The sequence below is a fragment of the Polaribacter sp. genome (assembly GCF_024639685.1).
Lineage (GTDB): Bacteria > Bacteroidota > Bacteroidia > Flavobacteriales > Flavobacteriaceae > Polaribacter.
This window is the reverse complement of sequence record NZ_JAHEHX010000020.1, coordinates 48128-60473: the sequence shown is the minus strand read 5'-3', so window position 1 is coordinate 60473 and position 12346 is coordinate 48128. Positions and strand designations below refer to the sequence as shown.

The 12346-nt window shown below is 30.4% G+C and carries 12 protein-coding genes and 1 pseudogene; 5 read left to right on the top strand and 8 right to left on the bottom strand.

Translation table 11 applies throughout. The annotated features are described in order from the left end of the window. Window positions 1–144 precede the first annotated feature (144 nt). The 5 genes from Q0L44_RS09140 to Q0L44_RS09120 all read right to left on the bottom strand — a co-directional run bounded on the left by Q0L44_RS09140 (window position 145) and on the right by Q0L44_RS09120 (window position 3277). On the bottom strand, window positions 145–909 hold the full coding sequence (locus Q0L44_RS09140; RefSeq protein ID WP_366085343.1) for a DUF3078 domain-containing protein: 765 nt from the start codon (window positions 907–909) through the stop codon (window positions 145–147). A 138-nt stretch (window positions 910–1047) separates the two neighbouring features. Further along, entirely contained in the window at window positions 1048–1890 is an 843-nt protein-coding gene (locus Q0L44_RS09135) for a DUF3078 domain-containing protein (protein ID WP_296637743.1), read from the bottom strand. 75 nt (window positions 1891–1965) lie between these two features. Beyond that, complete coding sequence (locus Q0L44_RS09130) at window positions 1966–2475, bottom strand: DUF2480 family protein (RefSeq protein ID WP_296637741.1); 510 nt, start codon at window positions 2473–2475, stop codon at window positions 1966–1968. 44 nt (window positions 2476–2519) lie between these two features. Beyond that, window positions 2520–2840, bottom strand: a complete 321-nt coding sequence (locus Q0L44_RS09125; RefSeq protein WP_296637723.1) for a DUF59 domain-containing protein — start codon at window positions 2838–2840, stop codon at window positions 2520–2522. 17 nt (window positions 2841–2857) lie between these two features. Further along, a complete protein-coding gene (locus Q0L44_RS09120) occupies window positions 2858–3277 on the bottom strand; it encodes a SufE family protein (RefSeq protein ID WP_296637722.1) in 420 nt (139 codons plus the stop codon). Between the two features lie 74 nt (window positions 3278–3351). Here Q0L44_RS09120 and Q0L44_RS09115 point away from each other — a divergent pair, with 74 nt between their 5' ends. Both Q0L44_RS09115 and Q0L44_RS09110 read left to right on the top strand, forming a co-directional pair. Continuing rightward, complete coding sequence (locus Q0L44_RS09115) at window positions 3352–4278, top strand: PfkB family carbohydrate kinase (protein WP_296637720.1); 927 nt, start codon at window positions 3352–3354, stop codon at window positions 4276–4278. 63 nt (window positions 4279–4341) lie between these two features. Further along, entirely contained in the window at window positions 4342–6240 is a 1899-nt protein-coding gene (locus Q0L44_RS09110) for an amidophosphoribosyltransferase (RefSeq protein ID WP_296637719.1), read from the top strand. A gap of 106 nt (window positions 6241–6346) precedes the next feature. On the opposite strand, the gene Q0L44_RS09105 is transcribed toward Q0L44_RS09110, so the two are convergent. Further along, window positions 6347–6955 carry a superoxide dismutase gene (locus Q0L44_RS09105; RefSeq protein WP_296637717.1) on the bottom strand — a complete coding sequence of 203 codons (609 nt, stop codon included), beginning with the start codon at window positions 6953–6955 and terminating at the stop codon, window positions 6347–6349. Window positions 6956–7065: 110 nt separating this feature from the next. Beyond that, on the bottom strand, window positions 7066–8076 hold the full coding sequence (gene fbp, locus Q0L44_RS09100) for a class 1 fructose-bisphosphatase (protein ID WP_296637716.1): 1011 nt from the start codon (window positions 8074–8076) through the stop codon (window positions 7066–7068). 198 nt (window positions 8077–8274) lie between these two features. On the opposite strand from fbp, the gene Q0L44_RS09095 reads away from it, so the two are divergent. From Q0L44_RS09095 to Q0L44_RS09085, 3 genes are read left to right on the top strand one after another with little or no spacing between them, the layout of a single operon-like run. Further along, on the top strand, window positions 8275–8754 hold the full coding sequence (locus Q0L44_RS09095; protein WP_296637714.1) for a GNAT family N-acetyltransferase: 480 nt from the start codon (window positions 8275–8277) through the stop codon (window positions 8752–8754). 4 nt (window positions 8755–8758) lie between these two features. Continuing rightward, window positions 8759–10012 carry an aspartate kinase gene (locus tag Q0L44_RS09090; RefSeq protein ID WP_296637712.1) on the top strand — a complete coding sequence of 418 codons (1254 nt, stop codon included), beginning with the start codon at window positions 8759–8761 and terminating at the stop codon, window positions 10010–10012. Window positions 10013–10070: 58 nt separating this feature from the next. Then, the gene (locus tag Q0L44_RS09085) at window positions 10071–11876 is read left to right on the top strand and encodes a lysophospholipid acyltransferase family protein (RefSeq protein WP_296637711.1); all 1806 of its coding nucleotides are present in this window, start codon (window positions 10071–10073) and stop codon (window positions 11874–11876) included. A 50-nt stretch (window positions 11877–11926) separates the two neighbouring features. On the opposite strand, the pseudogene mscL reads toward Q0L44_RS09085, so the two are convergent. Next, window positions 11927–12334 (bottom strand): annotated as a pseudogene (gene mscL / locus Q0L44_RS09080) (large conductance mechanosensitive channel protein MscL). Window positions 12335–12346 lie beyond the last annotated feature (12 nt).

Below are 12346 nucleotides of genomic sequence, written 5' to 3'. Positions count from 1 at the left end.
ATAGCTTAACCCAAATAACCAGTATGTTTGTAATTTGTTATCTACTGTTAAAAAATATTCTGCAGCATTGTTAATTAACGCATTATTCAGTGCTTCTTGCTTATTGTTTCTAAGTCCAGTTTCAAAACCTAACCCAATTCCTTTCTATAAAGTGTATCCAAAAGAGTTTGTCCATGTCCAATTAGATAAATCTGTATTTTTATAGCTTTGAAATAAAGATAGGTTAGATTTAATACTCAAACCTCCATACTTATTTGTATAATCTGCAACTATTTTTGCCCCTAAAGAAGATTCAAAAACAGTATCTCCAGAACTGAATACAAAATTATAGTTTCCTGGATGCATAACTACAACCAAATGACTTGTTGGTGTCCAAGTTAAACCAGCACCTATATCTAAATATACAGGGTTGTTAAAATTGTCTATTATAGTAGTTCTATATTCACCTAGACCAGAAATTGCCCATTTTTTATTTAATCTTTTACCATACAAAGATGATAAAGTAAATACATCAGACGCTGTTTCAAAACCTTCATCTCCAGAAATAGATTTGTCATCTAATTTTACCCATCCTAAATTAAGACTACCAGAGTTTCTCCAGAAAAAATCTTCTTCAATTAAATTGGCAAAACCGTTTACAATTATTCCAATATTGGCAGCATTCGCATCTGGTGCATCTCTAGCATACCAGTTGTTAAAGCCAGATAAACTTGCACCAATTGTTCCAAAAGCACCTAGCCTCCATCCAGGAAGTGCATTTAATGTTTTTTGAATTTGTTTTGCTTTAGTTTGTAAGCTAGCAACTGAATCTTTTTTAGAGTTAAGTGCTTTTTTTAATTCATTTACACTTTGTGCGTTTATAGAAACACTTAAAAAAGTAAGTACAAAAAAGAATGTTATTTTTTTCATCAAAATTTATTTTATAATAAGTCAAAAATAACAGAATTTAAAAGGCAACATTTACTTTTTAGACTAATGCTTCCTTTTAAAAATAAATAGCAATGATTTTCAAATAGTTATGTTTTTATATGTTAGGTTAATTCACCTTTAGTAACTCACTTTTTCGTGAAAACTATAATTCAATCCAAGTCCAAATAGTTGTCTAAACTGAATTTTACTTGATGAATCATCATCTATGATGGCTTGAAATGTTAAGTGCATTTTAATTTGCTTATTTACTTTAAACCCAATATTTGCTTGATAATCTACATCTATATTCCCCTCATTTGCAAGATAATCTGTATAGAGTGCTAAGATGTTTTCCATCACTATATTTTCCATGATTTGAAATTTATAGTAACCGGATAAGCTATACCCAATACTAAATGCTGTATTTCTGCCTTCTGCAACCCCAAATTTACCAGAGAAAAAGTCGTTTACAAAGGTATATCTGGCTGTAGCTGGTGCAATATTTATACTTAAATTATCAGATTTTTTCCAAAGCATTCCTGGTCCAAAAGTTAAGTAAGCAGGAGCTAAAAAGCCTGAAACAGTTTCTTTAGGTTCCTTTTTATAGTCGAAACCATTACTATATTGTGATCTAAAGTTTCCAATAAAAGATAAAAACCAATAAGTAGATGTTTTAAAGCCAAAAAGTGTGTTGAATTCAAATCTATCGTCTGTTTTTCTCCAGCCTTGTTCTTCTATGTGACTTAACCCATAACTAGTTATTAGCCTGCTGTCCCAGTTAATATTCTTTTTTTTGTAGTTAAAATCATAGTTTACGTTAAGGTTACCGGCAATTGTATTTACACCTCCTGTTCTCCAATTAGAAAAAGAAGATTGATTGAAAATAAAAGCAAACCGACCATGAATTTTCCATTTTGGCGTGGGTAAGGTATCTTTTTTTTTTGTTTGCCCAACTACAGTAAAGAACGAAAAGATAAGCAAGAAGAAGAGGGAGTAATACTTCACACTAGTTATTGAATTAAATACAAAAATAAAAGAATATGTAAAAAGGGAAAATTATTTTTTAGATTTATATAAAGGAACCGTAGAGCATGCTTCCCCAAAAAGAATGCTCTTACAAATAGGTTGTATTTTTTGTATTAAAAATGCAAAAGCAGAGGGTGGTATTGGTTTATCTGCACAGCCTTTTAAGATAACTGGTTTATCTGCAAGATATCTTAAATCTAAGAACCCAATTAGTTCTTGGTAAATAACAGTTTCTAACAATTCTAAATTACCAATGACTACTTTATTGGCATAAGGGTTTATTTCTGCAGCAATTAACATAAAAGCCCATGATGGTATAATTGCATCTGCTGAACAAGTAATTGCAACAAAAGAATCTTTATAAGCAGACCAATTGTGCGCTTTAACTTGAGTTCTAAATTCTTGTTCTTTTAAAATTAATTCTTCATAAAGCCAGTCTTTAATATCAAAAAGGACTCGTTTACCTTTTGGATATATTTCCTCTAAGTCAAAAGTTACTAATTTACTGTTGGCAATTCTATTTACGATTTCATCTTTCATTCTCTTTAAACTTTAGAAGGTCAACTTTTTTATAAAATTAAAAATTAAAGCATACCTAACTCTAATTTTGCTTCTTCGCTCATCATTTCTTGAGTCCATGTAGGATCGAAAGTTATCTCTACTTCACAGTCATTAATTTCTTTTAAAGACTTTACCTTATCTTCTATTTCTACAGGTAAACTTTCTGCAACTGGACAGTTTGGAGATGTAAGTGTCATTAGTATTTTTGCATTATTTTCTTCAGAAACAAATACGTCATATATTAAACCAAGTTCGTATATATCTACTGGGATTTCAGGATCGTAAATCGTTTTTAAAACACCAATTATTTTATCTCCTATTTCTTCTAATTCTTTGTCAGTCATGTTAATTTTTATTTGTTTTACAATTTTGCTTGTTGCGCAATTGCATACATTTTTATTTGTTTAAGCATAGAAACCAATCCGTTTGCTCTTGTGGGAGATAAGTGTTCTTTTAAACCAATTTCATCTATAAAATGTGTTTCTGTAGCTAAAATATCTTCAGGTTTCTGCCCAGAATAAACTCTTAATAAAAGTGCTACTATACCTTTTGTTAAAATAGCGTCACTATCTGCAGTAAATTTTACGTTCTTATCATCTAACTCAGAATACAACCAAACTTTAGATTGGCAACCTTTAATTAGGTTCTCATCTAATTTAAATTCATCGTTAATCATTGGTAAAGATTTACCTAATTCAATGATGTATTCATAACGTTCCATCCAATCATCAAACATCGAAAACTCATCAATAATTTCTTCTTGTATTTCTTTGATAGTCATTTTTAAAACTTATTTTTGCTGCTTAATTACCTTGTATAGACAAGTATTGCAAAATTAATGATTATATTTAAGAAATGAGCAAATTATTAGCAGTTGGTACAGTAGCTTTTGATGCAATAGAAACGCCTTTTGGCAAAACTGATAAAATTCTTGGAGGTTCAGGAACTTTTGTGGGTTTAGCAGCAAGTCAATTTGGTGTTAAAACAGGAGTTGTTTCAGTTGTTGGAGGAGATTTTTCTGAGAGTTATTTAGAAATGATGAATGCCAAAGGTATAAATACAGATGGTATTGAAATAATTAATGAAGGGAAAACGTTTTTTTGGAGTGGTAAATATCATAATGATATGAATTCTAGAGATACGTTAATTACAGAGTTAAATGTTTTAGAAAATTTTCAGCCAGTTGTGCCAGAAAATTTTAAAGACTCAGGTATTGTAATGTTGGGTAATCTACATCCATTAACTCAGGCATCTGTTTTAGATCAAATGAATGAAAGACCAAAATTAGTAGTTTTAGATACTATGAACTTTTGGATGGACATTGCATTGAGTGATTTGCATGATGTACTTAAAAGAGTAGATGTAGTTACTATAAATGATGAAGAAGCTCGTCAACTTTCTGAAGAATATTCATTAGTAAATGCAGCTAAAAAGATTCATACAATGGGTCCTAAATATGTGGTGATTAAAAAAGGAGAACATGGCGCTTTGTTATTCAATGAAGGTAAAATGTTTTTTGCACCAGCTTTACCATTAGCAGAAGTTTTTGACCCAACAGGTGCAGGAGACACTTTTGCAGGAGGTTTTTGCGGATATTTAGCAAAAACAGAAGATATTTCTTTTGAAAATATGAAAAACGCCATTATTTATGGTTCCAATTTAGCATCATTCTGTGTAGAGAAATTTGGGACTGAACGTATGCAAGAGCTAACAAAAGAAGAAGTAAAAAATCGCTTGCAAGCTTTTAAAGAATTAACACAATTTGATATAGAATTATCATAGCATGAAAATCCGCGCCTAAAAACGCGGATTTTTTTGTAGTAAAAACAACAAATACTAAAATAAATGAGTGACGCAATTAAACACGAATGTGGAATTGCCTTGGTTAGATTAAAGAAGCCATTACAATTTTATAAAGACAAATATGGTTCTGCTTTTTACGGAATTAATAAAATGTATTTATTAATGGAAAAGCAACACAATCGTGGTCAAGATGGTGCTGGTTTCGCAAGTGTAAAGTTTAATATAGATCCTGGGACTAGATATATTAGTAGAGTACGTTCTAATAAAACACAGCCTATTCAAGATATTTTTGCTCAGATTAATGATAGAATAAATGGAGTTTTAGAGGAATACTCAGACAAGAAAGACGATGTTGATTGGCAAGAAAAAAACATGCCTTATGTAGGTAATTTATTTTTAGGTCATGTCCGTTATGGAACTTTTGGTAAAAACTCTATAGAAAGTGTTCATCCGTTTTTGCGTCAAAGCAATTGGAAACATAAAAACCTAATTGTTGCAGGTAATTTTAACATGACAAACTCTAACCAAATGTTAGATGAGTTAATTGAGTTAGGCCAGCATCCAAAAGAGTTTACAGATACTGTAACTGTAATGGAAAAAATTGGACATTTCTTAGAAGATGAAGTTGGTAAGCTATATCAAAAAGCCAAAAAGCAAGGTTTTAATAAAAAAGATGCATCACCATTTATAGAAGAAAATTTAAGCTTAAAAAAAGTTTTAAAACGTTCTTCTAAAAATTGGGATGGAGGCTATGCAATGGCTGGTTTGGTTGGTCATGGAGATGCATTTGTGTTAAGGGATCCTAATGGAATTAGACCAACTTTTTTCTATGAAGATGATGAGGTTGTTGTGGTTGCTTCAGAAAGACCAGTAATACAAACTGTATTTAATGTAGAAATAGATAAAGTACAAGAATTAGAGAGAGGCCATGCTTTAATCATTAAAAAAAGTGGTAAAGTTTCTATTAAAAAGGTAAATGAACCAAGAGAAAAGAAATCTTGTTCTTTTGAGCGTATTTATTTTTCTAGAGGAAGTGACGCCAGCATTTATGAAGAGCGTAAAAACTTAGGTAAGTATGTTTTTCCACAAGTTTTAAAGTCTATAAATTCTGATGTTTCTAATTCTGTTTTTTCTTATATACCAAATACAGCAGAAACATCTTTTTACGGAATGACAGAAGCTGCTGAAGATTTATTGAATCAGCAAAAAACAGCTAAAATTTTAGCTGGTGGCACAAAATTATCTGCTCAAAAAGTAACTGAAATTTTATCTGAAAGACCTCGTTTTGAAAAAATTGCTATTAAAGATGCAAAATTAAGAACGTTTATTGCAGATGATAATTCTAGAGGTGATTTAGTAGAACATGTTTACGATATTACTTATGGTGTTGTAAAGCCTACAGATAATTTAGTAATTATAGATGATAGTATTGTTCGTGGAACAACGTTAAAGAAAAGTATCATTAAAATTTTAGACAGATTAAATCCTAAGAAAATTGTAGTGGTTTCTTCTGCTCCACAAATTAGATATCCAGATTGTTATGGTATAGATATGGCTAGAATTGATGCATTTATTGCATTTAAAGCAGCTATTGAGTTGTTAGAACAAACCAATCAATATCATATTGTAGACGAGGTTTATCAAAAAAGTAAAGCGCAGCAAAATAATGAAGATGTAGATATTGTAAATTATGTAAAAGATATCTACAGCCCTTTTACACCAGAACAAATTTCGGCTAAAATTGCAGAGATGCTAAAAACGGAAGAAATTAAAGCTGAGGTTGAGGTAATTTATCAAACAATAGAAGGCTTGCACAAAGCCTGTCCAGATAATTTAGGAGATTGGTATTTTACCGGTGATTATCCAACTCCTGGAGGAATGCGTGTTGTGAATCAAGCATTCATTAATTTTTATGAAGGAAATGACAAAAGAGCTTACTAGTTTATAAAAACTAGAGTATAACAAAAAAGCATCCAAATTAATTTGGATGCTTTTCTTTTTTATATGTTTATTAAATCACTAAGTGACTTAATAATAACTATGTTACTTATTTTGCTGCTGCATATCTTCTCTCAACTTCATTCCAGTTAATTACTTTAAAGAAGGCATCAATATAATCTGGTCTTCTGTTTTGGTAGTTTAAGTAGTAAGCATGCTCCCAAACGTCTAATCCTAAGATTGGAGTTCCACCACAAGTTACACCTGGCATTAATGGGTTATCTTGGTTTGGTGTAGAACAAACTTCTACTTTACCTCCTTTATGTACACATAACCAAGCCCAACCAGAACCAAATTGTGTTGCTGCAGCCTTAGAAAAAGCGTCTATAAAAGCCTCTTTAGAACCAAATTCTGCTTCAATAGCATCTTTTAATTCTCCAGATAAATAACCTCTATCTTTTGGGTTTAATACTGTCCAGAATAAAGAGTGATTGTAAAAGCCACCTCCATTATTTCTAACAGCATTATTACTCATGTCTAAGTTAGTTAAAATATCTTCTATAGATTTGCCTGCTAATTCAGTACCTTCAATTGCATTGTTTAATTTTGTTGTATATCCATTATGATGTTTTCCATGGTGTATTTCCATAGTTTTAGCATCAATATGTGGTTCTAGTGCATCATGTGCGTATCCTAATTCTGGTAATTCAAAAGCCATAATTTTATATTTTAAAGTTTATTATAATTAGTGAGTAACAAATTTAACATTTAATAGTACCAATACCAAGTCTTTAATAATTTGTTAACTTATAGTAACATAGATTGTGGCTATTCACCATATTTTTGCATAAATTCTTCTAATTCAGTAACCATATTTTTGCTTCCACAAACAAATGGAACTCTTTGGTGTAGTTCTGTAGGTTCTACATCCATAATTCTTGTATAGCCATCAGAAGCATAACCATTAGCTTGTTCAGCTAAAAAAGCCATAGGATTACATTCGTAAAGTAAACGTAACTTTCCGTTCGGATTTCTAGAACCTTTTGGGTACATATAAATACCTCCTTTAATCATATTTCTATGAAAGTCAGAAACCAAAGAACCAATATACCTGCTTGTATAAGGCCTATCTCCTTCTTCCTCTTGACAGTATTTTATGTATTTTTTTATACCTAATGGAAAATCCATATAATTTCCTTCATTGACAGAATAAATACTACCATCTTTTGGGAACTGCATATTTGGGTGAGATAAGTAAAAAGAACCAATTGCAGGGTTTAAGGTAAAACCATTAACACCATCTCCAGTCGTATAAACTAACATAGTAGAAGTACCATATACTACATAACCTGCTGCAACTTGCTCACTACCCTTTTGTAAGAAATCTTCTAATTGTACAGGTGATCCTGTTGATGTAACCCTTCTGTAAATAGAAAAAATAGTTCCTACAGAAACGTTTACATCTATGTTAGATGAACCATCTAAAGGGTCTATTAAAACCACATATTTGTTCTGGTGATTTTCATCAATACTATTAATTGATATAAAACTATCTTCTTCTTCACTTGCAATTCCACAAACAATATTTCTTCTAGTTAATGTCTGTATAAATTTATCATTTGCGTAAACATCTAATTTTTGCTGATCTTCACCTTGAATATTAGTATCTCCAAAAGCACCAATGATATCTACTAATCCTGCTTTATTTACTTCATGATTTACCACTTTTGCAGCTAATCTAATTGAATTTAAAAGGCTACTTAACTCACCAGAACTATATTTAAAAGCATGTTGATTTTCAATTATGAATTCTCCAAGTGTTTGTTTTTTAACGGTCATAAAATTGAGTAAAGGTTGATTGTTGAAACAAATATCCAAACTTTTTATAGTTACTACAAAGTTATCGTTCTTTATTTTTTAATCACGAACAAATTAAGAATTAGATGAAAAATTGAACAGATAATTACTAATTGTCAAAATTTATCAAATATTTTTAACGATTACAAAATGATTTATCTTTGTCAAAATTTTGATTATATGAGTTTTATCATTAGAAGAGGTTTGCAAGAAGACATGCAATCTGTGCATAACTTAATTACGGAATTGGCTATTTTTGAAAAAGAGCCTAATGCTGTAGATATTACTGAAGCTGATTTAATAAATGATGGCTTTTCAGATAACCCAAGATTCAAAATTTTTGTAGCCGAAGAAAATGAAACTATTATTGGTATAGCCCTTTTCTATGAAAGATATTCTACTTGGAAAGGTAAAACTATTCATTTAGAAGATTTAATTGTTACCAAAAGCAGACAAAAAATTGGAGCAGGCAAAGCATTATATACAGCTGTTTTAAACTATGCTTATGAAAATGAATTTAATAGAGTTGCTTGGGAAGTTATAGATTGGAACACAAATGCTATTGAGTTTTATAAAAGTACAGGTGCAACTTATTTAAATGATTGGTCTGTAGTACAAATGAATAAAGAAAATTTATCAAAATTTATACAAAACAACTAGTTAGATGAAGGTTTTTAAATTTGGTGGTGCCTCTGTAAAAGATGCAAAAAGCTTAAAAAATGTGGCTTCTATCATAAAGAATGAAGGTGCTAAAGATACTTTAGTAGTAGTTTCTGCTATGGGTAAAATGACAAATGCTTTTGAAGATGTTATACATTCGTATTATTACAAAAAAGAAGATTTACCAAACAAACTAAATTATATAGAAGAATTTCATAAAACTATTATGAATTCATTGTTTGATAAAACAGATGAGGTTTACAAAGAAGTAGATGTTTTGTTTGGAGAGTTAGGTTGGTTTTTGGCAAGAAACACTTCTCAAAGGTTTAACTATGTTTATGATCAAATTATTTGTTTTGGAGAATTACTGTCGACCAGAATAGTGAGTGCATATTTAGCTAAAATAGGTCAAGAGAATCTATGGTTTGATGTTAGAAACTATATAAAAACAGATAGTAATTATAGAGATGCAAAAGTAGATTGGGAGTTAACAGAAGACTTGATCAGTAAAAAGGTAGATACTTCTAAAATAAACATTACTCAAGGTTTCATTGCTGCAAATGATACAGAAAACACAACTACTTTAGGTAGGGAGGGTTCAGATTACACTGCAGGTATTTTTGCATACTGTTTAAATGCAGAAAGTGTTACAATTTGGAAAGATGTACCAGGAGTTTTAAATGCAGATCCAAGGGTTTTTTCTGACACAACTTTATTAGAACAAATTTCTTACGAAGAAGCAATAGAAATGGCTTTTTATGGGGCATCTGTAATTCACCCAAAAACATTACAACCTTTAGAACGAAAAGAAATTCCTTTGTTAGTGCGTTCTTTTGTAAATCCTAAAGAAAAGGGAACAACTGTTTCTAAAGGAACCATGTTAGCGCCTTATATACCTTGTTACATTGTTAAGAAAAATCAAATTTTGGTATCTATTTCTGCATTAGATTTCTCTTTTATGGTAGAGAATAACATTAGTTTTATTTTTCAAAAATTACACGATTATCAATTAAAAGTGAATTTAATTCAGAATTCAGCCATTAGTTTCTCTGTTTGTATTGATAATAAGTTCGACAAATTTGATTCGTTTCATAACGAATTAAACAATCAATTTAAAATTGATGTTCAGAAAAATGTAGACCTATATACCATTCGTCATTTTGACGCTACAGCTATAGAATTGATTGAAAATAATGGAGAATCTTTACTTACTCAGGTTAATAAAGAGACCTCACAAATTGTAATAAAACCTAATTAAATAAAATTCTCATTTCGTTTTTTTTATTTAGTTTGTTACCTAGTAGTAACGTTAAATTATGGGATTAGTAACAGCTAAAGAAATTTCGCAAGTAATTGGTTTACAAAAACTTGGATTTTTTGGGACTTTTATTGGATGGTTACTTATCAAAGTTTTACGTATATCCGCAATCAATAAGATTTACAAAAAGAACAAAGACAAAACCGATTTAGATTTTTTAAATGGTGTTTTAGAAGATTGTAATATTGAATTCCAAATCCCAGAAGAAGATCTAAAAAGAATACCCAAAGATGGTGCTTTTATTACAGTATCTAACCATCCTTTAGGAGGTATAGACGGTGTTTTATTATTAAAACTTTTAATTGAAAAAAGACCAGATTATAAAATTATAGCCAATTTTCTACTACACAGAATAGCTCCTTTAAAACCATATATAATGCCAGTAAATCCTTTTGAGTCAAGAAAGGGGGCAAAATCTAGTGTTGCTGGAATAAAAAGTGCGATTTCACATTTAAAAGAAGGCAAGCCTTTAGGTATTTTTCCTGCAGGTGAAGTATCTACTTATAAAGACGGAAAATTGAAGGTAGATAAGCCTTGGGAAGATGGAGCAGTTCGTCTAATTAAAAAAGCACAGGTTCCTATAATTCCAATTTATTTCCATGCTAAAAATAGTCGGTTATTTTATTTTTTATCTAAAATTTCAGATACACTAAGAACGGCTAAATTACCTTCTGAAGTTATTTCTCAAGAAGGTAAGGTAATTAAAGTAAGAATCGGAAAACCTATTTCTGTAGCTGATCAGAACAAATACGAAGATGTTACTTCTTTTTATCAGTTTGTGAGGAAAAAAACTTATATGTTAGCTAACCCATTTCAAAAAGCAAGTAAATTATTATCCGCAGAAGCTATAAAAATTAAAAAGCCCATAAAAAAAATTGTAACCGCAAAAAGTAAGGAACTATACATCACAGAAATTAATAAGTTACGAAAAGCGAGTGGAAAGTTATTAGAAAGTAAAAATTACGAAGTGTTTTTTGCAAACGCAAAAGATATTCCTAATTTACTTCATGAAATAGGAAGGTTAAGAGAAATTACGTTTAGAGGAGTAGGTGAGGGTACAAATAAAGCCATCGATTTAGATAAGTATGATAAGTATTATTATCATTTAGTACTTTGGGACAATCAAGAAAAACGTTTAGTAGGTGCTTATAGAATGGGACTTGGAAAAGAAATCTATAAGAATTTTGGTATCAATGGTTTTTATATTCAAACTCTATTTAGAATTGAGCCTGAGCTACATCAAATGATGCAAAATACCATAGAAATGGGTAGAGCTTTTATTATAGATGAATATCAGCAAAAACCAATGCCTTTATTTTTATTATGGAAAGGTATTGTGCATGTTACTTTACGTTATCCAGAATATAAATATTTAATGGGTGGCGTTTCTATTAGCAATCAGTTTTCAGATTTTTCAAAATCATTAATGATTGAGTTTATGAAATCGCATTATTACGATCCTTATATTGCACAGTACATTTATCCAAAAAAAGAGTACAAGGTTAAGTTAAAAGATGGTGATAAAGATTTTGTGTTTGATGCTACAAAAGCAGACATGCAAAAGTTTGATAAAATTATTGATGAAATAGAACCAGGAGCGTTAAGAATTCCTGTTTTGATTAAAAAATACGTAAAACAAAATGCAAGATTAGTTGCATTTAATGTAGACCCTAAATTTAATAATGCTGTAGACGGTTTAATGTATATAAAGGTTTCGGATATACCAGAAAGTACCGTAAAACCAGTTATGGAAGAATTTCAAGCAGAGTTAGAAAAGAAAGTTGCAGAAGTTCAGAAAAAATAAAAAACCCAAGCTTAGTTTGGTTTTTTTTGTGGTTTAATAAATAATCTTATTTATTTTTGTTTTATCAGCAAATCTCTAATTTGTGCTAATAATTCTTCTTGACTCGGACCTTTTGGGGCTTCAGGTTTTGGAGTTTCTTTCTTTTTAGTCGCGTTTACGCCTTTTACAATCATAAACATTACGAAAGCGACAATAATAAAATCGATAACGTTGGTTAAAAATTCACCATACAATACTGCAACTTGGTTTACTGTTTCACCAGCGTCGTTTAGTGTACCTTCTTTAACAATCCATTTTAATTGTTTAAAGTCGGCTTTAAAAATTAGACCAATTAAAGGAGAAACAATTCCTCCAGTAAATGAGGTTACTACTTGTTTAAAAGCAGCCCCCATAACAAAACCTACTGCAATATCTATAAGGTTACCCTTCATTGCAAAATCTTTAAATTATTTTAACATTCCCATTTTTTA